A 21,763-nucleotide genomic window follows, 5' to 3' on the forward strand; every position below is an offset into this window, starting at 1 on the left:
CACTCGTAAGTTTGGGTGGTCGTTCGAACTTTCCGGAAATATCACGAAGGAATGAAGTCTTGTTAATCGTACTTGGCCTCTACTTTGGAATAGTCTGGCTGGTCTTTTCCAAGTTTCACCTTCTCCCCTGGAATGGATTCTGGAAAACTCTGGTTTACTGTGTAGCCGGTGTTATCGCTCTGGTGGTCATCGGTGCGCTGAACCACACAACTCCGACTGGCCCGGTATCCATTCAGGGTGTTTCGACGAATATTGCTCCGAACGTGGCGGGCACGGTTACAGAAGTCGTTGTGGAGCCAAACCAGGAAGTTGCAATTGGCGAGACCCTATTCCGGATAGATAATGAGGTTTTCAAAGCCGAGGTTTCCCGGCTCGAAGCTGTCTTGGAAACTGCAAAGTCATCTGCCGATCAACTGTTATCAGATTTATCAGCTGCCGAGGCCGAGATTGAATCCCTGACTGCTCAGCTGATTTTCGGAATTCAGCGTCGTGATGACATCATCCGTTTGGAAGAACGCGGGGCATCAACCACGTTCCAACTGCAAGAGGCTGTCTCAACCATCGACCAGTTGACCGCGAATATCCGCGCAGCAGAAGCCCGGAAGACAAGCCTTGAGCGGCGTATCGCCGCGAAGATCGACGGGCGTGACGCAGGTGTTGTGGAGGCCGAACAGACACTTGCGCAAGCTCTTTGGGATTTAGAGCAAACAGTTGTAAAAGCGCCGGGAAACGGCGTTGTCACGGCTGTATCACTACGACCAGGTAACCGCGCCACTCCGCTACAAGGGGCAATAACTTTTGTCGAACCCGGAGACTTTGCAGTAATTGCTACTCTGCCCCAATCCAGTCGTGCCAATGTTTCGGTCGGTGACGAAATCCGGCTTGCATTTAGAACGGAACCCGGCGGAGAAATTACCGGCCGTATTTCCGATTTTCCGGTCGGAACTGTCGAAGGTACTGTTGATCTAAGGTCAGGCCTTCCCTCATTGCGCGAACTAACCGGGATATCCAGCTACATCGTATTGGTTGAACTACCTGCAGATGCAGACATAAATTACTTGCAATTTGGAACGTCAGGAACAGCTTTGGTCAAGACAGACGAGGCCGGAGCCATTGGTGTTTTGGCAGAGATCCTTTTCTGGGTCACCAAGAAGCTCAATTATCTTTGAAAAACCAAGCCAAAGCATCTGTGTCATCAATGAAAACTGTAGAGCTCAAATCCTTGGTGTTTCGGTGGCCCGGTCAACCTGACCCGGTTCTCTCAGTCGCTAGCTTCGATCTTGAGGCCGGGGAAAGTGTGTTTATGAAAGGCCCCAGTGGCAGCGGAAAGACCACATTGCTTTCGGCAATTGCTGGCGTGATCGATGTACCGCAAAGCGCGGTTCGCGTTGCAGGCACGGATGTCGGGGCTTTGGCCGGAGGTGATCGTGACCGTTTTCGTGTGGATCATTTGGGGATTGTTTTCCAGGTCTTCAATCTCTTGCCTTGGCTCAGTGCGCTTGAAAACACGTTGCTGCCCTGCCGGTTTTCAGCGCGACGTCGCAATCGGTCGGGGCCAGACCCCAAGGCTACCGCCACACGGTTGCTAAGTGAGCTGGGTCTTGAGGATACTGAGCTCATCAATCGACCTGCCAGCGCACTGAGTGTTGGGCAGCAACAACGCGTTGCGGCGGCGCGTGCTCTGATAGGGGCGCCTGAAGTAGTTTTGGCGGATGAACCCACCTCGGCTTTGGATGAGGAAGCGAAAGACACGTTTGTCCAGTTGTTGTTGAAGGAATGCAAAGCATCAGGGGCAAGTTTGTTATTTGTCAGCCATGATCGCAGCCTGGAAAAACACTTCGATCGGAGCGTTGACTTGCCGATGCTGAACGCGGGCAAAACGTGATGTTCAATCTTTGTTATAAAAGCCTTCTCAATCGCCGCTTTATCGCTGCGTTGACTGTTCTTAGCATTGCCTTGAGCGTGGCTTTGATTGTTGGGGTTGAACGACTGCGAACAGAGGCACGAGCGGGTTTTGCCAATTCTGCATCAGGGATCGACCTGATCATTGCGGCACGCGGAAACGATGTGCAGATCCTGATGGCAACGGTTTTTGGTGTCGGCACAACTGGCGCTGGTATCAGCTGGGACAGCTACGAGATGATCGAAGATCTGCCCCAGATAAGCTGGACAGTGCCAATCATGATGGGTGACAACCACCGAGGATATCCCGTGATAGGAACGTCCGAGCAATATTTTGACCACTTTCGTCATAGTGGCGGCCGGCAACTGATATTTGCTGAAGGTGTTCCGTTTAAATCTCCAGATGGCGCAGTGATTGGAGCAAAAGTTGCTCAGGCTTTCGGGTACACGTCAGGTACTGAAATCGTGAATGCCCATGGCTCAGGGGAAGTCGCCTTTGATGTGCACGACGAAGCGCCATTCACAGTGACCGGCGTGCTGGGGCATACCGGGACGGCCGTCGACAGAATGGTTTTTGTCTCACTCGAGGGTTTTGACGCCTTGCACGAAGAACCTGCATCAGAGGTTGCGGACCCATTCGTTTTGATCGAAGCACCAGAAGTCGCCGGAGAACACGAAGACCATGACCATGTGGAGTTAGACGAGCCTGACGAGCACGAAGAAGGGCATCAGGAACATGACGACCGTCATGCTCACGGAAGCGGCCATGAAGACGAGGGGCAAACTGTCACGACCTCTGACGGGCACGATCACGATGGCCATGATCATGAACCGGGGACCATCAACGCGATTTTTGCCGGGCTGGAGGAAAAAACGGCGGTGCTTTCAGTTCAACGGCAACTGGCAGACCATCGCGACGAGGCACTGACCGCTGTTCTTCCTAATGTTGCGCTGTTGCAGCTTTGGTCGATTACCAGTACGGCCGAGACTGCGCTGCGTCTGATGGCAGGCGCTGTGGCAGTGGCTGGAATGATCGGCATGGTGGTCATGTTGTCTGCTTCACTCGACAACCGGCGGCGTGAATTTGCGATCCTTCGATCCGTGGGCGCAACACCTGCCGGCGTCTTTTCCCTGATCTTGCTTGAAGCCGTTTTATTGTTGTCGGCCGGTATCGTGCTTGGAGTAATCGCGCTCAGCGCTCTCACGCGCGTGATAGATCCGATTCTTGCCGCAAATTTTGGGCTTCGCATCGGTGTTGGCCTGCCGAGTTTTCGCGAGGTTCTTCTCATAGCCATCGTTTTCTGCTCTGGTCTTCTTGCCAGTATTATACCTGCGTTAAGGGTGTACCGTATGACGCTATCAGACGGACTGTTGGTGCGGCTTTGAATAAGAGGATCCGCTGAAATGAAAACCATTGCGCATTTTCTGAATATCTTATTCGCCCTTGCGATTGCGGGGCCTCTTCTAGCAGCGGATCCGCGCAACATAAGTTGGCAGGATCTCCTTCCTGAAGAGCGGCCCTACCACGATCCTTTTGCCACCCTAGAATATTCTCAGGTCAATGCGTTGGCCATGCTTTATCGGATTGAGGTTCTGCATGCGGACACTGCGGATGACGAGAAGCGCGCAGAAGCGTTTCAGATCCGCGAAGGACTCGTATCTCAAGGCCTTGACCCAGATTGGTTGTTTGAACAACGCGAAATTGTGATGAACCAACGGTTGATTGCCGCGCGCGAACCGAACCTTGACCTTTTGGGAGAGAACGTGCGCCTTCCCGGCTATCTCCTTCCCCTGGATATTGTCGACCAGAAGGCGGTCGAATTCCTTCTGGTTCCGACAGTTGGAGCCTGCATTCACACACCAGCACCTCCAGCCAATCAGATGGTTTACGTGCGATACGAACAAGGCTTCGAAATCGATGAGTTATATAAGCCGGTTTGGATAAGCGGGGAAATGCGGGCACTGAGCAGGTCCCAGTCACTCAATTACGTGGACGGCCAGGCAAATATCGAAACCTCATATGCGATGGATGCGCTGTCGGTAGAAATCTATGACTGATCAGTCAGACTAGAGGTCTGTTCTATGGCTTCACCGGGATAAATCTTTGCACCGCACCCCTGTATCAGGATCTTTGGTTCGTGCAGATGTGACGCTGCAAATCTCCTCTGAAGCTCCTTGATGATCAATAGGGCGATTTTTTTTCACGATCCGCCATTTCGTGACCACACCATTCCACGCGTACGGGTTTTACAAGTACACCCGGCAACCCTCGCTGGTTAATCAGCTTATTATAAGTAGCAAGAACTCTTTTTCATTGCTCTTGATCGATCATGTTGTCTCTTTGACCTATTGATCAGTGTTCTTAATCGCATCGCATACCGCGCTTGTAAGCCGCCTTTCGTGCGTGTCGCAGCATCCGTTAGTTTGGGCTCTGAGCCCGTATTCGCGGTGTTTGACATTAACGTCGCCTGCCGAAGCGTGAATGTCTCGGGTGCCACGGGCAAGGCCAAAGATCAATGGCTTGGCGTTTGTGGCGAACGGCCGGTTTCCTGCGGTCTGAGCCAAGGTGCGTGCCGCGGTCGCATTGGGCCGCTTCGAGCCCAAATCACCGAATTCCGCAGTCTGCATCAGTTTCAACAATACCCATCAAACCGACCTTCAAAAGCCAATTGTGCTCGCGACAAACTTAGGTTCCGAGGGGGGCGCTTATGGGTCCCTGCGTACAGTTTCCATCAGGCGTTAAACCGAAAAAGGGATTAATGGGGCGGCGATAGCAGGAAACCGTCTGGTCGCCGCCCGTGGAAGGCCTAGTTCAGCGTATTCTTGTAGATTACGCCGTCCTTCATGATGATTTTGATGTTGTCCCGGTCGGTAACTGCATCGAGGCTTTCCAACGGGTTTCCTTCGACGAGCAAGAGATCGGCCAGCGCATCCACTTCGACCCGTCCGATAACGCCAGGATACGGATTGCGTGGGCCGGACAGTTGCAGCAGTTCGGTTGCATTGCCGGTGGTCATCTTCAGGATTTCATAGGGTGTGAACCAGTCCAGAAGGCGCTCCAGCTGCTCGACTTCTTCGCTGACGCCGATACCCTTTCCAGGGCTTATGAAGATGTCTGTACCATGCACGACCTTGAGGTCGGGCAAGGACTTGATCGCCTCGTAGACCTTGCCGGTTCCCTCACAGACAATTGCCTGCTTCGCGTTTTGATCCGGGGTCAGCCCAGGCTCATTGCACAAGGTGAAGGGCTGGATACTGAGCCACACCCCTTCGTCCGACATGCGCTGCAGCGTGGCTTCGTCGAGAAGCTGGCCATGCTCAACCGACTTGATTCCGGCATCAATGGCTTGGTTGACGGCGCGAGACGAGTAGCCATGTACAGTAACGTACGTACCCCAGTTCTCTGCGGCCGCCACCGCAGCTTCGATCTCTTCCAAAGTGAACTGCGTCGTATCGAGCGGATCATTGATCCCGCTTACCGATCCGCTTATCGCAAGTTTGACCTGCGATGCTCCAAGGCGAAGCTGCTCACGCGTAGCAGCGAGCACATTCGGTACGCCGTCGACCACTAGTCCGGCGCCCTTCTGTCCGGGAACTGTCATTGTTCCGGTTAAGGTCGGATTGGGTTCAACGGGCAGCCGAAAATCGGCGTGACCGCTGGTCTGCGAAATCATGGCACCAGAAGGATAGACTCGTGGGCCAGGGACCGTGCCTTCATCGATAGCGCGCTTTAGGTCAAACACGTCGCCCGCCATGTCGCGAACGGTCGTAACGCCGTTCATCAAAGTTTGTTCAGCGATCACAACACCCTGGATCACCCCATAGCCGGATCGTTGGAAAAGGACCTCGGGAAATGTGATTCCGGAAAACATCAGATGTGTGTGGGAATCGATCATTCCCGGCATCAGCGTGTACCCGCTGCCGTCGATCACCTGCGCATCTGCCACGGCGATGTCGTCGGACGAAATTTGTGTAATCGTGTTGCCTGTCACTAGGACACTGACATCCTGCATCAGCGCTTCGTTCACCCCATCGAATATGTCGACGTTCGTGAACAGGATAGAACCGCTGGTTGCAGCGTCCTGCGCGCTGCCGAGAGCAGGCGAAATCAGTAACGTTGCGATGAGTGCTGCCGTTTTGGATGGAAAAGTCATTGAAATACCTCGATCAATCATGAAGTGGATGAGAGCGCTTGTACGACCGACTAGATAAAGGGGGACATTGGGAAGCTTCCCTGACCCGGATTTGGCTTTCACCGCTAATGTCCTCCCCAACATGAAATGAATCATGATAGCGTTGGTCCATGCCGGACGGCAACAGCGCGATCGTTCGTCAAAGATTAACGCGACACCAGATTTGGTCACGAAAAAGCGAGGTTCGAAATGTTCACTCATAGAGCCGCTGATCAGAATGTAAGACTGAGAGACTACTACGACCGGTATCCGATCATCGAGGCCGAGGCGGTCCAGCTCGGCCAGGGTGCCCTCATTCAACGCTCGGTAACGGTCTGGGGGCGCAACTGCATCCTTGCCCGTAGCGCAATCTGGCAGAAGGCCACATCGACAATTGTAGCGCATCCGGATTGGGTGATGCTCCAGTGCCCGATATCGTGGCAAGGCGACCTGAGAATCAACGGCCACGTCGTAAGGGGTGGCGACGTATTTTTGCTGGATGGCGGCAAGGAATGGTTCACTTCTGGCGAACGACGAGATCAGATCCTGCTGGGAGTAAAGCGCAAGGCTCTTTCTGCGGCTGTTACTAGTCAAAGGGCGGGGGAGATCTCGGATCTGGAACTTACGAACCGTCTTTTGGTCAACGGTAGCGAGGTTAGCGCCATCCTGCGGCACACTTTAACCAGTCTTCTGGCAACGGTTAGCGGCATGGCTGAGGATAATGGGCGGCTCTTGATGCCTCCGGTTCACGAAGCCGACCTGATTTCGGCCATCGCCGCGTGCCTCGACACTTCAATGGACTCCGCTAAGCCCTCGGAGCACCCGCGCAGTTCCGTCCGCACCGTCGCTGCTGTGCGTTCGGCACTGCGTGAGGCTGGTCCCATCTCTCCATCCGTCGCCGATCTTTGCAAGCTGGCCGGCGTCGGGCGCACGCAGATGCACAAGTGTTTCAACGAGGTCTATGGAATCTCGACGGGGCAGTACATCAAGAAGCATCGTCTGACTTTGGCGAGAGAAGCGCTTCTAGATCCGCTTGGTGCCCCAAAGATGGTTAAGCAAGCTGCTCTGATGATGGGGTTCCTCGGCAGCGGTCGTTTCGCCCATGATTACAAGGCCATGTTCGGCGAATTACCGTCCACGACCTTGGCGCGAGCCAATGCCTGCCGAAAAAGCTGTAGCTAGGTGTACGGTCCTAGCAGCGCTGCGAAATTGCACTGGCGCATCTATCTCGCCCAAATATCTAGGCTTCGAATTTCCATTTCCGGATGACACTCGACTGGCGCCAAACGCGGCGCATGGGAAGCGCTCAGATCAAAACAATCTTGACTGCAAACTCAAGTCCAACCGTATGTGTTTGCGCTAGGTCGCAAGTTGCCACGGCACAGGGGTGCAATCAGTTTGCAGATCGGTCCGCGTGTCCGGTATCGGCGCTCAAGCAGACATTCGCGTCTTCCGTTGAAGCGTTCATTTCGTCCGCGACCCGGTCATTGCCGTCGAAAAAATGCTGCGAGATGCACGAACGGCCGGAATGCGTGAGCTGCATCGCGGCGTCGCGGCCTGTGATGAAAGTCAGCAATGGGCCGATCCCTGAAGCATACATGCGGGCTTCGCCACGAGATGCCGCGCCGCATCCGTCGGCAGCTGTGAGCCCACTTTGACCGATGCTGCTCTATGCCCCAATGACAGCAATGCGCAGAAAGCGGCCTTTGCAAAGTCTAACGAACGGCCCAAAGCGTGGTAGGCCTGTTGCGTTGAGAACCGCTGAAATCAACCCAAAGCGGACGACGAAAAGATGGCCAATCGGCAAAGGTTTTTTGCGTTTTCCTAACAGCGGCTACTCAATTGCCTTGCGAAATGTCTCGGTCAGCCGTTTGTTCAATCCGTGATGAGGTTCGGCTGAAGAACCGTAGTGCAACTCCGCCAAGGCAGCGATGTCATTGAAAATGACTACGGAGCCGCCCTCTTCATTCGCATAAACCAATAGTTTTTGGCAAAAGGCATCCAAACCAATTGTCGGAAAGTCCGCCATAGCCACACCACCGGGCGCTGGTCCGCCGAACAGTAAGAGAACAGCATCCGGCAGCTCCGTCCCCAGTTGGGACGCTTCGGCCGCAAAATCGATTTCTCCAAACCAGACAGTATCGTCCTGCCCCATCACGGCTGTCCTGAGACGTTCGACTGCCTCTGGTACGCTGAGCTGAGATCGCAGCTCGATGATCCCGTAGTCGGCAAACAACCCGTTGGTCGGCGCTGGTGTTGCTTCCAAGTCGTTTAGAACTTCGAGCATCTTACTCTGAAACGCACGCAACGAAGAAGCGTCCGTGAGTCCATGCCGGACTTTGAGAAATTGCGAGTCTGTGTAAGAGATCTGTGGGCCACCATCCTGAGCGAAGGAAAGTACGCGAAAAGGAAGGTCCAGTCCTGCTCGCACGTTCCCTTTCAGAATGGGCGTGTTTATCTCTGGAACAGAGAAAATGAGTACGCGAGATGCTGGCATTTCTACGCCTTCGGCTTTGGCCAGGCGCGCGTGATCTATCGATGCGATTGGAGTAGCTCCCGCTTCGGCAACGGCAGTCTCAATCCCTAAGAAGTTTTCGTCCACCGCAGTCTGGGCAGATGAAGATTGTGCAAAAGCGGATGTCGAAACTGATAGAGTTGCAATCATCGAGAAAACAAAGCCAAACCTCACCATTTTACTACTTCCTATTTCACCGTACTTTTTTAAGAGAAACCGCCGCCAGAGCTGCAAAAGCTATCTCGGCTGCAAGATAAAAGAGAAGTATCCCGTTCGGAACTCCATCGATAAGGATGCTTAGTATGCGCCCAACGGCCAGTCCTGACATAAACAAAAAAAGAACCCACAGCGCGGGGCGTTGTAATTCTGGTTTTGAAGCGGCTGCCAACCAAAACAAAGCGTTTGCCAGATAAAGACCCATAATCGCTCGGAACACGTGGGTTTGGTTCGTCCCTTCCACTGGAAATCCCAGCAAAACTGGGATCGAACGGCCGGGCATCAGACCGTATGACAACGCAATTGGCACGAGGCCGACGGCCGCAAGCAGAAGGACTAATCTAGCACTCATGGAGGACTCCTTCTCGTAGAGGTTTCGCTTTTTGCGAAATTCCTAGTCGGTTATTTTGGGCATCCGATGATCCGAGCCGGATGCCCACGCTGCGGTGGGAAAGGCGTATTGGTTGACTCGCTTCCTCTACTGAGAGATGCCGCCTTCGGTTGATGTTTGTTCTTCAACATGGTCTTGATTGGCGACCGGCTTCCCGCGCGGAGGGAACTCCTCGAAAGTAGCGAGATGTGCCTGCACTAACCGGGCGGCTGGGCCGAATGCCCACATTTTCTCACCCATCCAGCGGACGTACATACCGCTTTCCTCCGCAGCTTTTTCGTAGGGATCGCGGCGGAGGTTGAAAAGCAAGGGGGCGACCAGTTCTTCCTTCGGGCCTGACCAGCCGTGGTTTTGAACGACAAAGTGCGCTTTCCAATCGTTGTAGCGTACTGCTTGGAGGTCCGTACCCTGATAGTAAATCAGCTCGCGGCGATTGCTCTCTTCATCCTCACCCGTCAGGTAAGATAGTTGATTGTAGCCATCGAGATGCACTTTATAGCCTTCATATCCCTCTAGGAGCTTTTCTCTTAGATCTGTCGGACCTCCAGCCGCAGCTACAAATGTTGGCATCCAGTCCATTCCGCTGAAGATGCCATTCAAGACTTGACCTTCTGGAATTTTGCCCGGCCAGCGAATAATCGCAGGAACTCTAAAGCCACCTTCCCAAGTAGTACCCTTTTCCCCATGAAACGGTGTCGTACCACCATCAGGCCACGTCAGTGTTTCCGGGCCATTGTCGGCGGTGAACATCACTATGGTATTATCGGCAACTCCTAGATCCTCAAGGTGGCTGAGAACGTTACCAACGTTGTTGTCCAACTCCTTCATGACAACATCCTGAAGTCCGCGCCCATTGCCCAACATAGCTTCGTATTCGGGGCTGAGGTGGGTCCAGACGTGTGCACGGGCTGGAGCCATCCAGACAAAAAACGGAGTGTCCGACTCTACTGCACGAGAAATGAAGTCCTTCGTGTAAGATGTCACTTCGTCATCCAAAGTCTTTTGGCGCTCAGGAGGCGCAGGCCCGTCATCAATAATGCGCTGCTTCCCGACTTTTCCAAATCGCGGGTCGACTGTTTCGTCTACTTCCTCTGTTGCAAATGAATGAATGATGTTGCGAGGCGCAAATTGCGCGTTGAATTCTGGGTCGTCTGGCCAATCCGGATCAGACGTATATTCCATAGCATTCAAGTGATACAGCCAGCCCCAATACTCGTCGAAACCTTTTGTAGTCGGTAGGAACTCATTGAGATCGCCTAGGTGGTTTTTTCCGAACTGCCCCGTCGTATACCCCAACTTTTTCAGGAACATCGGAAGCGTTGGGTCATCTGGGTTTAAACCTATCGGATCTCCCGGCAGTCCAACCGTGTGCATACCAGTCCGTATTGGCAATTGTCCGGTCATGAAAGCTGATCGACCGGCAGTACAACTTGGCTCGGCATAATAATCTGTGAGACGAGCACCCTCAGAGGAGAGGCGATCCAAGTTCGGCGTCTCGATGCTTTTGACACCTCCGTGGTAAACGCCGACGCTCGCCCAACCCACGTCATCTGCCATGATGACAAGAATGTTGGGCGGGGTATGTTCGTCGGCCCAAGCTCCAGTGAAAGCAAAGCAGACGGCACCCGTTACTGAGATAAGTTTTTTCATTAAGACCTCCCGACTTGGTACTTCTTACCAACCATAGGAAAAACATCGGCTTAGAGGAACGGTCTGATTTGTTAACTTTTTGGGCTCAGCACCTTGGTGCAAGAAATTTCTTCGACCAAAAAGCCCGCCAAGCCGGAATTGCAAAGTCCTGGGTTGAATGTCCGGTTTGGGCTGATTGTGGTCCTTTAGAGCAAGAATGCGGATGGCTGCAAAGTCCCGCGATGTGTGAGTCCACTCAGTCTCCAATTTTGCAAGTGCAGCGAACAACCGCTAAGCGGGCTGCGTCTGCAGCATTCTAGACCATGGTTGAGTGACTGGTATGGGCCGTCCCCGATGTATCATCTCGCCGTGCGACAGCTAATACAGCGTTGCCTCTGATGTCGGCACGGATGAATGAAAAGCCCAAAGGGTGGAGCATTCAGGTCAACGGAACTGACTTCTCACTCTCGCGGCAGCGAACGATTTGCATATCATTCGCCCTGCGGGACGACGACGAAAAGGGCCTTCGCAGCAGTCGCTCCAATGTCCGCTGCCTGGAAGCACGTCAAAACCACATGTCCTTTACAGTTCGGCTGTCACGAGGAAGTTCTAGAAAGCTGTCGTGCCCCTCGAAGTGACGGATTGGAATCTCACTGATTGGTGACGGATCAGACATTCGAACATTAACCGCAGACAGTTTGCGGCCGTTTTCGTCCGAGAAACACGCAACGTAGTGCGTCACACACCCGCAATTGGCGCAGAAGTGAAAATGGATATCCCCGCTATCGCGACGCAGATATGTACTTGTTTTCCCGGTAGTTTGAATGTCATAGCCAATGTGCCCGTAGGCCCAAAGGGCACCGTAACGCCGACAGATTGTGCAATTGCAGGCCGTGACCGACTTTGGCACAGCATCGAGAGTCCAGCCAACTTCGCCGCAGTGGCACGTTCCTTTCAGCATGTATCAATCCCCGCTCTCGGAACTGACGGCATCATGACGACCGACCCATGTGCTTTGGCCCAGGTGCGGATCGCCGCTTGGGTCAAGCTACACTTGTGGCCTTCCCTTGGACAACAGATAGCCGATTTACATTCACAGAGATACGCAGCTGGGTCACAGGACCACTGGGCGGCGATGCGTGACTGGCTGGTTCGGAATGACGTTCCTGCTCCAAAAAATCTGCCGGGGTGGCCAGAAAAGGAATAAGGGCTGGCTGAGGGGGTCGAGGCCAGCCCCTATCTTCGTCACGAGGGGGTAAGTGGTTATTCTGATCCCAAACTACCCAGTTTGCATGCTTCCCGAAATTGGGGGATTCCCGTAACACTGCAAACTTCACCGAAAAAGTTTGTTTCCAATGAGCGAACAGTGAGTTTCAAAACGAGATGTGGACACAATTTTGCCGCAATGCGATCCTCTGTCCGTGGGTGGCGCGTGTTGATTTTAGAACGTTCCAGTTTTTCCATCTGGATTTGAGGGGGTTGTTGAGTTCGGCGCGCCGCCCCACGAGTACTTCATCGAACCGCCAAAGTATTGAACTGCACTTTCCGAGTGCCGGAGCGCCAACGCACTTTTCATCTCATGGACGCAATTTGAACACTCTCCGCAAATATCAGTGCGGAGCGGCGCGCCTTGATGGGGATTATGATTTCAATGAGGGGGTACGAGTTCGGCGCGTCGCACCACCACTGCCGGATATACTCGTTGTCCTTTGATTTGTTTAAATACTATCTTTTGATCCAGTTTGCGATTTTGAGAATGGGTGATTAGTGGAAGAGAATGAAGGCGTCTGGTTTAGCCAGGTCATGTATGACCCAACGTTGATGAAGCCCATTACCTCCGAGCAGGCTTTAAATGACTTGCCGACCGCAGGTGCAGTTACAGAAAGAAACAAAGCCGGGATAGTCCAATCCCGTGACGCCTTTCCGGATATGATATTTGGGTTGTACCCGTATAAAAAGCTCAAGGCACTTCCCGACATATTCAACGGGCCTGCTGGTCCCGTCATATCTCGCGCGGTAGCGGATGTACTTCGCGAAGCAGAGTTGGGAAAAACGAAAATCTATCCTTTGAACGTTTGCCAACACGACCGTGTGACACCAGTTGAAGGTGAGTATTTTACACTCGCCCTTGGCGAACAGAAAACGGCGTTTGTTCCGGATCGGTCGAATATGGTCAAACCTTTGGGTAACAAACCAGATACTTGGATCAAACGGGGTATGAAGCCCAAAGACTTCGACTTTGTTGTTGCAGACATAGCCTTGGAGGGGCCCGATTTGTGGGTTGATCCATGCCTAGCGTGGAGCCTGTTTTTCAGCGCCCGTTTGGTAAAGGCGTTGAAGGCAGCAAAGCTCACGCGCCGCTTCGGGCTGAGTAAATGTAAGGTTGTTTCCATTCACTAAAGGGGTACGAGTTTGGGGATGACGCATTATCGATACCGGCCAAGTTATGGGGAAATCTGGCTGGTTGTAAGTGTCCTTCTGGAGGCGGTTTGAAGTCTATTTCAGTGCAGAGTAGCGGCCCTGATTTTTGGCTCATCGCCGGAATACTTCTGGGCGTCATCCTACTGTATTTTACCTTGCGATTGATGCTCCGCGTATTCGGAGCAACCAAAGAGAAAGTCTCGTGCCGTTGGAAGAGAAAAACCGCGCAGGACAAGGAAACTCTGCGCGCTTGGAATTGTCGGGCATGCGGTGTTACAGCATATTCTGGAAACGGACGGAAACCCACAGGCTGTCGCAAGTCCGCCAAACCACAGAGCTTATAGTCAGGATGGCACGGACATGAATGTAGATGAACCGAAGCTGGTGATGTCAGACAGGTGCAAGGCTGTGCTTTTAGACGGGTATCGGTTTGAAATCGAAATCTACCGCTTGGACAACCAGGACAAATGGACGTTGGAAGTGGTGGACCATGAAGACGCCAGTTATGTCTGGGACGACAAGTTCAATTCGGACCAAGCGGCCCTTGATACAGCAATTGAGATTTTGAACAACGAAGGCGCGTTGGGCTTCATGGGGAAAGAGTAGAAACCTTAGGGTAATCTTAGTGTGGCTAGTGCCGAAACCAAACCAGATATCCATTGGATCTTTACACTTCCTGAGTGCTTTTCCTGACTTTCCTGCGCGCCCTCGCTGACCGTTTTCTACACCCCTCAGAGCAATACCGCGCTTCAGTCCTGCGATAGTCGGGCAGGTCATCCCCACACCACCGACAAACCCAAGTGCCTTGCTTCACACAGCGTAGCATCGCCTTTGCCCGCTTTAAAACCGGAAAGCGGTCCATCTCTGCTACCGCGAACCTGTCAGCGCGAAAAGCTGGAAGCCGACATTCAATCCGACCCAGTTACTGTCTCCGCTTTGCATTACCGCGAGGCGCCTAGTACCCGACGACTTCCCCCAACACTTCTCCTGCGGCGCCGTCGGGTGGGCGCGTATCTGCGACCGCGGCAAGCGTCAGCGCCAGATCGACTGTATGCACTCGACGCGAGACCCGCTGTGGCGCGAGGCTGAAACCGGCAAAAGCTATGGGCACGTGGGTGTCATAACGCCAGGGCGAGCCGTGGGTGACTGTGACCGAGAGACCGTCGAAATCGTTGATGAACCAGCCGGGGCTGGTCACCAGATAGATGTCGCCCGAGCGGTCGGGGTTGTAGTTGTTGGCCACGGCGCGCATCAGCGCATTGTCGGGCAGGGCGCCCGTACGAATGCGGGACGAAGGCACAGCGAAGGCGATACCTTCGAAGGTCGACAGTTCTTCGGCGATGGCGGTTTCCAGCGCGACAAGGTCGATGTCGTCGCGACTGTGCACCTCTTCCGAGAGGGTGAGGTAGGGGTGGTCATAGCCCGCTATCAGCGGATCGCTAAGGCCAAAGCGCGCGCGGATGCGATCGGCGGCGGGCTGGGTCGCCCAGTGCTCGGGGTTGACGTAGCCGCCCATCTCTCCAAGCTCGGCCAGGTATCCCGGCGCCTCGGGCGTGCCGTGATCGGCGGACAGCGCGATCAGGGTGTTCTCGAGCCCGATCTCGGCGTCGATAAAGGCGAAGAGATCGGTCAGGGTGCGGTCGAGCCGGAGCAGGTTTTCCTCGGCCTCGAGGCTGGAGGGGCCGAAGCCGTGGCCAATGTAATCGGTCGCCGAGAAGCTGACGGAGAGGTAATCGGTGACGTCATCCTGCCCCAGGCCCTCGGCTGTGATCAGGGTCTTGGCGAAATCGGCGGTGATCTCGTCCCCGGCAGGGCTGAAGGTGAGCAGCGTGGGGAAATAGGGATCGTTCTTCCACGAAAGCGGATCGACGATCGAATAGGGGTGCGGGAAGGTGCGCCCGAACCCGGCAAGATCGGTTTCCCAATCCTGATCGTCGCGATCGCCAAAAAGATAGCTATCGATGGGATGGGTCAGCTGCCACGAGGTGCCGAGATAGTTTTGCAGGAAATCCTTAGCGTTCCAATCGGTCACCCAATCCGGGTAGCCGTCGTAATAATAGCTGGAGGTGACGAATTCCCCGGCGGATTTGGAGAACCAGAACGCCTTGCCGGTGTGGCCCGCCATCGAGACGGCACCACGATCCTTGACCGAGACGCCAAAGACCTTGGCGCGGCCCTGGGTGGCGATGGACAGCTCGTCGGAAAAGGTGGTGGTCAGGATGGCGCGGGGCGAACGGCCATCGGAACTGGCGGCAAGCTGGGTGGGGTCGACCTCGGTGTTGGGGTTCACGTCCGCGCCCCGAGTGAGGAGTGGATAGTCGGCGTCCTCGACATTGTAGATAGTGCGCCCCGTGGCGCGGTCGTACCAGAGGTTGCCTACCATGCCATGGGCCGACGGATGCGCGCCGGTGGCCAGCGTGGTATGGCCGACGACGGTTTCGGTATTGGCGTGGGCGTGGTGGGCGTTGTCGTAGTAGACGCCCTGATCCATCAGATAGCGGAATCCGCCCGAGCCAAATTGGTCGTAGTGGCGGAAAGGCAGGTCGCCCCGCAGCTGATCCACAGTGATCTGGAGGATGAGGCGCGGCTTATCCTCGGCTAATGCACTGTTCGCCAAGGAAAACGCCAGGAAGACGGCGCAACTGGCCGTTTGGACAGGTGGCTTTTTCAACATCGAAGGCTCCTTCCTCTCGTCGATCGGCCCACGCGGTGCGCGGGCCGTCGCGTCATCAGTTTAGGGGCAGGACATCCGGGAAGGTCCAGCTGCCATCGAGGATTTCGGCGCGTGGCTGGTAGAGCCGGACCGTGTAGTTCCAGCCCGGCGTAAGAGGGATGCAGTTGATCCGGTCATCCTCGCAGCCACCGAAATGGATGGTGAAGGAACCATCCTCATTCGGGGTGGCCGAGGTGTTGTTATAGCTGTTCCGCCCCAAATCGTTGGGCGCGAGGAAGCCGTCAGCGTCGTAGACGGTGATCGACCAGAACGCGTCCACCGGCACGTCTTGCAGCGTCACGGCATGGGGGGTCGCGCCGTCATTCCTATCGACGGCGTCGACAAAGGCGCTGGCCGTCGTGGCCGGCTGCCCCGCCCAGCCCGCCATCCCGATCAGATGGCCCAGCGGGTCCACCTCGTCGCGGCGGCCAAAGGCGATGCTGGCATCAAGGCCGACGGCAGCGGCGAGGTCACTGACCGCCTTCCGTGCAGCGGCAAGGGCGTCGAGATCCCAGTCCGGAGCCTCGAAGGGGCCGGTTCCGCCGCCTTCGAGGCGAATTCCGTCCTGCACCGCATGGGCGCGCGCCGTATCGTCGGGATCGCCCGCGTCGATGAAGGTGCGGAACAGGAGCATCGCGAAGCGGGTCCCGACCTCGTCCTCGGTCAGCTCGTATGCACCGGGTTCGGCATAGGCAAAGTTGTAGTGGTCCTGGCTGATCACCAGCACCGACTGGAACCGTCCGTCGCCCTCCGGCAGCGTCACCGTCACCGGCTCGGACAGATCGATGAGGGCGGACGAATACAAGGTGTCCTGGTTGGGCCGGATGACTGGCTGCGGCTTGTCGGCGGAGGTTACCTCGCGCTCATGGGCGATCTCGCCGACACCTGTTCCGTTGTTCTTCATAGTGAGCCGGAACATCGTATCGCTCTCGGCGCGCATGAGGTTCCGGATCGTGATATCTTCGGCGAGAACTGGTGCGGGTGCGCAGAGGGCAGCGGCAAGGAGAAGGTGTTTTATTTTTCTGTCCTTTCTGTCAGTTCGCGGGCTCGACACCCGGGAAGACCCAGCTTCCATCCAGCACTTCCGGCGCTGCACGATAGAGCCGCACGGTGTATTGCCACCCCTCGACAAGCGGCAGGCAATTCACGCGCCCGTCCTCGCAGCCGCCCAGATGCACGGTCATCGAGCCGTCCTCATTGTACGTCCCGCTGACGGAGTTGATGACATAGGCGTCCATCGCGTTCGGCGCGAAATAACGGTTTGCATCATAGAGGCTGACCGACCAGAAATCCTTGACGGGCACGTCGGCCGGCACTTCGATCTTGTATTTCCCGACCGGCAGGTTCGGCGAGATCCCGAGATAAAGTGCCTCATCCTCGGGCAATCCGCCCCAGCCACCGGCCGTCCCAATGAAATGCCGCACTGGATCGACATCCTCCTTCTTGCCGAACATGTGGAAACTGTCCGGAAGGTAGGCGCCGACACCGACGGCGGCCCTTACGAGCCCTATATAGTCCTCTTCGTCATAGGGCGGGACGATGAAGGGTTTGGACGAGGCAGCGTCGATCGACATCTGGTCCTGGATCGCGTGCACGGCGGCCAGGTCCGCGGAATCGGTCGCATCCAGCAGGACGCGCAGATAGACGGCGACATATGGCGTGTCAAACGTGTCCATATCGAGTGTATAGGCGCCGCCACCGTGCAAGACCTTGTTCAGGTAGTGGTCCTGGTTGATGACCATCGCCGACATGTAGCGGTCGCCGACATCCGGAAGGGTGACCGTCGCGCCCTTGCTGATATTGATGATCGCGGCGCTATAGAGAGTGTCCCGGTTCGCGCTGATGGTGGTCTGAGCATGGACGGGCATCATTTCGCGGAAGTGGTAGAACTTGTTTACCCCTCCAGCGAGGGCAACATATTTGCCGAACTCGATATCTGTCGCGGCACGGATAAAGTTGTCTACCGTGACTGGGATTTCCCTGCTGTCGGCAAGTTGGTCCACTGTGGTGTCGAAGTTTTGGGCATGAGCGGGACCAGAGACGATCGCGGCCAGGAATGCAAGAAACAAAAATATGCGGTTTGCCAACTGTTTACCTTTCATGAGTCGCCCCTCAAGTCTTCGTTTTCCTGGCGTTTTATCATAGTGCGACCGGTCATTTTGTGACAAAGAGACGCTATGAGACAGAAGTTGGTCAACATCATCGAACTGGCGCACGTCGTGGACATTCTTGACAGCTTCGTCCCGAAACACGTCGTCGGGAGTGCGCTCCGAACGGCTGGTCTCGACCGTAAGATGCTGTCAGAAGGAACCGGGTTTGTTTCCTACGCTGCTGAGGCCGTCATTCTGGAGTCCGTCGCCCGCATGATAAGCGATCGCCATCTGGGTGCCAGGGTTGGCTGGGCCTTCGACTACTTGGCTTACGGAGCTTATGCGAACTACGTGCTGGGCGCACCGGATCTGCGATCTGCGCTTGACCGCGGGCGACGCGCGCTGTCGCTGACGCATCCTGGCTCTGAAATCGTGATCCGACAGACTGACACGCACGTTGTCGTCGGACGAGACTCGAAAGGCTTCTCGGTCGTCGGCCACCGACACCTCGACGAAGGGGCGCTGTTCGTTATTTCCAAGGTGGCCAGGCATTTCCTCGGCACGGACTGGCAGCCCGATTGGTTTGAACTTCCCGATGGCAATGGTGACGACAAGTCAAAGCTTGCAGATCTGTTCGGCGCACCTGTTAGGACGGGAGCCCAGTCACCGTCCGTCGCGCTTCGGCTTTGCGACCTTGACACGCGAAACCCGCACCCCTTGCAGTCTCGGAAGACTATTACATTCGGGGACCTGGGTGCGCTCATGGGGGTTGAGCCGGTTCAGTCCATTGAAGGCGCGGTTTTGCAAATCATGCGCGCTCATCTTCCGACAAGTGTGCTTTCCGAGAGCAAAGTTGCGGCCCATCTTGCGATCGGCCCCAGGTCACTTCAGAGGGCCCTTAGGGCGGAAGGGACGGCATACAGGACAATCCGCTCCATGCTCATCGAGGAGCAGGCGCGCGAAATGCTTCAGCAATCGGACATTCCGGTCGAACGGATCGCCGAAATGCTGGGATACATAGAGCCGAAAAGCTTTCGCCGTGCGTTCAGGGAGTGGACCGGCTCTTCACCAAAGAGCTTCCGGGGAAACCGAAACACAAACACTTGAGTCGTTGCCGCTGATCACATTCGCATATACACGATGGATTTTCTGGAAACCCAAGGCGTCCCGAAGTCTGCCAAAAAATTTTAAATTCCCCAGACCTGCGCTTCGTCCGCTCTGCCGGCATTTGCCGTTCTTGAGAATGTGCGGCCGCAGCGAATGGCAGGTCCGGCGACGCCGCACTGCGGAGACTGCAAGCGGGGAGAAGGTCCGCAAAGGGCCGTCCACTTCACCGGGATCTGGGCCTGCTAAAATATTGCTGCGTTGCATCCGACGTCTGCAGAGAGCCCATAGTTGCAAATGCTGCATCACGCATGAATAGCTAAAAAGCGCTGACTTCCGACATTGATGCGTGTAAGGACGGCCCAAACAAGACCTTGGCGAAATCTGCGGCGAACAGCGACGAGGAGCCCAGAGCGACGGTCTTCTTGCGGAGCAGGCAAGGACATCGCTTTAAAGTTTCAACTGACACGGCGTATTAGAAAATTCAGAAAAAACTGCCCGTCAATCCTGCGCGGCTCGTAGACAAGCCTTCTTCCTGGCGAAAGTCCTTCGGGCAGTTTGACGCTTATATTGACCTTATAGGGTGTCGCCTGCCCGAAATGCGAACTCAATGTGAAACGCAATTTCAACTGACCGGAGTCATCGAATTTGCCAGTGAAGTCCCTAAACCAAGGCCCTTCGGCCGCAAAGCCTTGGGCAGATAGCAAGGTCAGCTTGTCTCCATTGCGATTGATGCGCAAGGCTGCAAGTGGCTCGATTTTTCCGGGGAAATAGGCCTTGTCGGGCCGACTGGTTGTTTGCCAATAATCATCGTCCCATCTGCGTCTGATTAAGACAATGTAGTCACCATCAAAAGTCGCGAAAGACGGCGCGACCAACTGATTACAGACTCTTCCTTGCTCTCCTCGAAGTGCGGCAAGAGTTTCACTGGTCTCGAGGCTCTCAGGCGTCAGTCCAAGATTCTCTCTAGCGCTGATATACCGAGAGAAAGCAGATCTCGTGCGTGGGCCCGCAACACCGTCCGCTGTGCCAGCGCTGCAGCCAACGCGATTTAGCTCAGTTTGTATATCACGGATCAGGCTGCGCGTCTCTGTATCATCCTTCGCGCTTTGAGGCGATGTCGGCACAAGAGCTGCTACTTTGTCTCGCGCAGTACTACTGTTGCCCGGCACTTCGTCCTTCTGGTGCTCAGCAAGCAAGTCGTCCCGCAACGAAAGGGCGAGCGCGACTGCAAAATGATCCCTTTCGCCTTCGTATCGCTCCAGAAACATCTCGATCGCATCAAGCCTTCCGAGCGAACGCGCAAGTTCAAAGTCCGCATAAATCTGGTCTTCGACACGCTCAATTTCTTCCTCTGGCGTCGAGCCTGCAGCCGCATCTGGAACAAGAAAAATGTCTCTGGCGGGAAGCGAGCCATAAGTAAATGGCTCCTGATAGCCTTCTGTCAGAGTGTAAACCCTGTCGCGGACTCGCCGAAACAACTTGCCAATCTCAAGTCCGGGTTCCTCGATGTGGTTGAGCAGAGCCTGAGCATAGGGGCTGTTGCGGCCATCGCCGTCAAGCGCCAGCGTTCCGCTCCTTGCAGCATATCCAACCAACACACCTCCCGGATCGATACGTGCAAGTCCGCGTCCAATTGAGCGGGTGCTGTTTGTGCGCTCCATAGTCGCGAGGAATGGATTGTTGCGGCAGGCGTCAACCAACACGATCTTCAAGCCGGGTGCGCCCGCGATGGAGCTAATCAATGTGTTGAGGCGGATTGCCTCGAGTTCGATGTCACGGTCGCTCCGCAGTTCCGCACTGACAGGGATCAGGAAGTTCGTGTTGTCCAACTCGATGCCGTGGCCGGCGAAGTATACGATGACCGACTCGGCGTTTTTTGCCTTTTCTCCAAAGTCACGTATGGCAAGGCGCATGTCGCGGTAATCCAGATCAAGACCTGTTGTGACCTCAAACCCGATCCTGCGCAATGCCTCTGCAATGTCGATCGCATCATTCGACGGGTTTTTGAGATTGCTGACATGTTGGTAGTTCGCATTGCCAATTACCAAGGCAACTTTGTCCGCCAGCACCATCGCAGGCAGAAAACAAAACACAACTGAGAACAGGATACGCTTCATGTGAAATATCGCCGTTAACGCGTCTACCATATGAACGTTTCCACACTTTCGGAATTCAATCAATATGACCGGCGTGGACAAGCTCTAGCTCGGCTTAGGCCGCATAGCGGAGTTCGGGATTGACACGACGAAGGTTCGCTTCCCGCCCATTGCGCCAGTTTCGGCATGGACCATTCATATGAAGTACGAACTCGGAGCCGCCTTGCGGCGGGACAGAAAGATGCTCGCTTGGGAAGCTATCTAAACGTCAGCTTCCGCATTTCCTGCGAGCATGCGTAGCGACTGCAGCGAACTTCCACTTCCCGCCCTTGCTATTTTTCGCTGCCTGCGCGAATCGCGCACAGCTGCCATTCATTTTTGAACTGGCAACGGCAGCAGAGTCCGGATGCTGTTGAAAAAGTCGATGTGTAAGCGCGGCGGAAATAGCGGCTGAAGTCTTCCTGCTCGGCTCTTCACGCCGAGATTGGTCTGAGCTTTGCAAGTTTGCGGA

At 55.1% G+C, this 21,763-nt stretch carries 18 protein-coding genes; 8 read left to right on the forward strand and 10 right to left on the reverse strand.

The annotated features are described in order from the left end of the window. The first annotated feature begins 11 nt into the window (after window positions 1-11). The 4 genes from ACR0BF_RS16565 to ACR0BF_RS16580 are packed head-to-tail and all read left to right on the forward strand — an operon-like array spanning window position 12 to window position 3,960. Window positions 12-1,169 carry an HlyD family secretion protein gene (locus ACR0BF_RS16565; protein WP_480625344.1) on the forward strand — a complete coding sequence of 386 codons (1,158 nt, stop codon included), beginning with the start codon at window positions 12-14 and terminating at the stop codon, window positions 1,167-1,169. Between the two features lie 29 nt (window positions 1,170-1,198). Then, window positions 1,199-1,885: an ABC transporter ATP-binding protein gene (locus ACR0BF_RS16570; protein ID WP_037321629.1), complete on the forward strand. Its 687-nt coding sequence runs from the start codon at window positions 1,199-1,201 to the stop codon at window positions 1,883-1,885. Next, entirely contained in the window at window positions 1,885-3,288 is a 1,404-nt protein-coding gene (locus tag ACR0BF_RS16575; RefSeq protein WP_260027312.1) for an ABC transporter permease, read from the forward strand. The genes ACR0BF_RS16570 and ACR0BF_RS16575 overlap by 1 nt, the downstream gene beginning before the upstream one ends. 18 nt (window positions 3,289-3,306) lie before the next feature. Beyond that, entirely contained in the window at window positions 3,307-3,960 is a 654-nt protein-coding gene (locus ACR0BF_RS16580; RefSeq protein WP_010442259.1) for a DUF3299 domain-containing protein, read from the forward strand. Between the two features lie 749 nt (window positions 3,961-4,709). On the opposite strand, the gene ACR0BF_RS16585 is transcribed toward ACR0BF_RS16580, so the two are convergent. Next, a complete protein-coding gene (locus ACR0BF_RS16585; RefSeq protein ID WP_480625345.1) occupies window positions 4,710-6,296 on the reverse strand; it encodes a metal-dependent hydrolase family protein in 1,587 nt (528 codons plus the stop codon). Between ACR0BF_RS16585 and ACR0BF_RS16590 the strand changes: the two genes are divergently transcribed. Next, on the forward strand, window positions 6,285-7,256 hold the full coding sequence (locus ACR0BF_RS16590) for an AraC family transcriptional regulator (protein WP_480625346.1): 972 nt from the start codon (window positions 6,285-6,287) through the stop codon (window positions 7,254-7,256). The two genes, ACR0BF_RS16585 and ACR0BF_RS16590, sit on opposite strands and share 12 nt — an antisense overlap. A 211-nt stretch (window positions 7,257-7,467) precedes the next feature. On the opposite strand, the gene ACR0BF_RS16595 is transcribed toward ACR0BF_RS16590, so the two are convergent. From ACR0BF_RS16595 to ACR0BF_RS16615, 5 genes are all read right to left on the reverse strand, one after another. Next, window positions 7,468-7,650 carry a hypothetical protein gene (locus ACR0BF_RS16595; protein ID WP_480625347.1) on the reverse strand — a complete coding sequence of 61 codons (183 nt, stop codon included), beginning with the start codon at window positions 7,648-7,650 and terminating at the stop codon, window positions 7,468-7,470. 258 nt (window positions 7,651-7,908) lie between these two features. Beyond that, the gene (locus tag ACR0BF_RS16600; RefSeq protein ID WP_480521425.1) at window positions 7,909-8,766 is read right to left on the reverse strand and encodes a DUF302 domain-containing protein; all 858 of its coding nucleotides are present in this window, start codon (window positions 8,764-8,766) and stop codon (window positions 7,909-7,911) included. A gap of 16 nt (window positions 8,767-8,782) precedes the next feature. Next, window positions 8,783-9,157, reverse strand: coding sequence for a DUF4345 domain-containing protein (locus ACR0BF_RS16605; RefSeq protein WP_480521427.1), 375 nt, complete (start codon window positions 9,155-9,157; stop codon window positions 8,783-8,785). Between the two features lie 126 nt (window positions 9,158-9,283). Further along, window positions 9,284-10,846: an arylsulfatase gene (locus tag ACR0BF_RS16610; protein ID WP_480521429.1), complete on the reverse strand. Its 1,563-nt coding sequence runs from the start codon at window positions 10,844-10,846 to the stop codon at window positions 9,284-9,286. A gap of 544 nt (window positions 10,847-11,390) precedes the next feature. Next, entirely contained in the window at window positions 11,391-11,786 is a 396-nt protein-coding gene (locus ACR0BF_RS16615; protein ID WP_480608158.1) for a GFA family protein, read from the reverse strand. An 806-nt stretch (window positions 11,787-12,592) separates the two neighbouring features. Here ACR0BF_RS16615 and ACR0BF_RS16620 point away from each other — a divergent pair. Then, complete coding sequence (locus tag ACR0BF_RS16620) at window positions 12,593-13,225, forward strand: hypothetical protein (RefSeq protein ID WP_480608156.1); 633 nt, start codon at window positions 12,593-12,595, stop codon at window positions 13,223-13,225. Between the two features lie 381 nt (window positions 13,226-13,606). Then, on the forward strand, window positions 13,607-13,852 hold the full coding sequence (locus tag ACR0BF_RS16625; protein WP_480623900.1) for a hypothetical protein: 246 nt from the start codon (window positions 13,607-13,609) through the stop codon (window positions 13,850-13,852). A gap of 349 nt (window positions 13,853-14,201) precedes the next feature. Here ACR0BF_RS16625 and ACR0BF_RS16630 read toward each other — a convergent pair whose 3' ends face one another. The 3 genes from ACR0BF_RS16630 to ACR0BF_RS16640 are packed head-to-tail and all read right to left on the reverse strand — an operon-like array spanning window position 14,202 to window position 18,061. Further along, window positions 14,202-15,920, reverse strand: a complete 1,719-nt coding sequence (locus tag ACR0BF_RS16630) for an alkaline phosphatase family protein (RefSeq protein WP_480623899.1) — start codon at window positions 15,918-15,920, stop codon at window positions 14,202-14,204. 55 nt (window positions 15,921-15,975) lie between these two features. Further along, window positions 15,976-17,034: a DUF1214 domain-containing protein gene (locus ACR0BF_RS16635; protein WP_480625348.1), complete on the reverse strand. Its 1,059-nt coding sequence runs from the start codon at window positions 17,032-17,034 to the stop codon at window positions 15,976-15,978. Continuing rightward, the gene (locus ACR0BF_RS16640; RefSeq protein ID WP_480623897.1) at window positions 16,994-18,061 is read right to left on the reverse strand and encodes a DUF1214 domain-containing protein; all 1,068 of its coding nucleotides are present in this window, start codon (window positions 18,059-18,061) and stop codon (window positions 16,994-16,996) included. The genes ACR0BF_RS16635 and ACR0BF_RS16640 overlap by 41 nt, the downstream gene beginning before the upstream one ends. A 75-nt stretch (window positions 18,062-18,136) precedes the next feature. On the opposite strand from ACR0BF_RS16640, the gene ACR0BF_RS16645 reads away from it, so the two are divergent. Then, entirely contained in the window at window positions 18,137-19,156 is a 1,020-nt protein-coding gene (locus ACR0BF_RS16645; protein WP_480625349.1) for a helix-turn-helix transcriptional regulator, read from the forward strand. A gap of 455 nt (window positions 19,157-19,611) precedes the next feature. Here ACR0BF_RS16645 and ACR0BF_RS16650 read toward each other — a convergent pair whose 3' ends face one another. Further along, window positions 19,612-21,273 (reverse strand): caspase family protein, encoded by a 1,662-nt coding sequence (locus tag ACR0BF_RS16650; RefSeq protein WP_170417841.1) that lies wholly within the window; start codon window positions 21,271-21,273, stop codon window positions 19,612-19,614. Window positions 21,274-21,763 lie beyond the last annotated feature (490 nt).

This window comes from Ruegeria sp. AG7 (assembly GCF_056541545.1).

Bases quoted from the DNA above. Each gene is read 5' to 3' on its own strand.
- ACR0BF_RS16570 (WP_037321629.1), top strand. From the start codon at position 1,199: ATGAAAACTGTAGAGCTCAAATCCTTGGTGTTTCGGTGGCCCGGTCAA.
- ACR0BF_RS16575 (WP_260027312.1), top strand. From the start codon at position 1,885: ATGTTCAATCTTTGTTATAAAAGCCTTCTCAATCGCCGCTTTATCGCT.
- ACR0BF_RS16580 (WP_010442259.1), top strand. From the start codon at position 3,307: ATGAAAACCATTGCGCATTTTCTGAATATCTTATTCGCCCTTGCGATT.
- ACR0BF_RS16590 (WP_480625346.1), top strand. From the start codon at position 6,285: ATGTTCACTCATAGAGCCGCTGATCAGAATGTAAGACTGAGAGACTAC.
- ACR0BF_RS16585 (WP_480625345.1), bottom strand. From the start codon at position 6,296: ATGAGTGAACATTTCGAACCTCGCTTTTTCGTGACCAAATCTGGTGTC.
- ACR0BF_RS16600 (WP_480521425.1), bottom strand. From the start codon at position 8,766: ATGGTGAGGTTTGGCTTTGTTTTCTCGATGATTGCAACTCTATCAGTT.
- ACR0BF_RS16605 (WP_480521427.1), bottom strand. From the start codon at position 9,157: ATGAGTGCTAGATTAGTCCTTCTGCTTGCGGCCGTCGGCCTCGTGCCA.
- ACR0BF_RS16610 (WP_480521429.1), bottom strand. From the start codon at position 10,846: ATGAAAAAACTTATCTCAGTAACGGGTGCCGTCTGCTTTGCTTTCACT.
- ACR0BF_RS16615 (WP_480608158.1), bottom strand. From the start codon at position 11,786: ATGCTGAAAGGAACGTGCCACTGCGGCGAAGTTGGCTGGACTCTCGAT.
- ACR0BF_RS16625 (WP_480623900.1), top strand. From the start codon at position 13,607: ATGAATGTAGATGAACCGAAGCTGGTGATGTCAGACAGGTGCAAGGCT.
- ACR0BF_RS16630 (WP_480623899.1), bottom strand. From the start codon at position 15,920: ATGTTGAAAAAGCCACCTGTCCAAACGGCCAGTTGCGCCGTCTTCCTG.
- ACR0BF_RS16635 (WP_480625348.1), bottom strand. From the start codon at position 17,034: ATGGAAGCTGGGTCTTCCCGGGTGTCGAGCCCGCGAACTGACAGAAAG.
- ACR0BF_RS16640 (WP_480623897.1), bottom strand. From the start codon at position 18,061: ATGAAAGGTAAACAGTTGGCAAACCGCATATTTTTGTTTCTTGCATTC.
- ACR0BF_RS16645 (WP_480625349.1), top strand. From the start codon at position 18,137: ATGAGACAGAAGTTGGTCAACATCATCGAACTGGCGCACGTCGTGGAC.
- ACR0BF_RS16650 (WP_170417841.1), bottom strand. From the start codon at position 21,273: ATGAAGCGTATCCTGTTCTCAGTTGTGTTTTGTTTTCTGCCTGCGATG.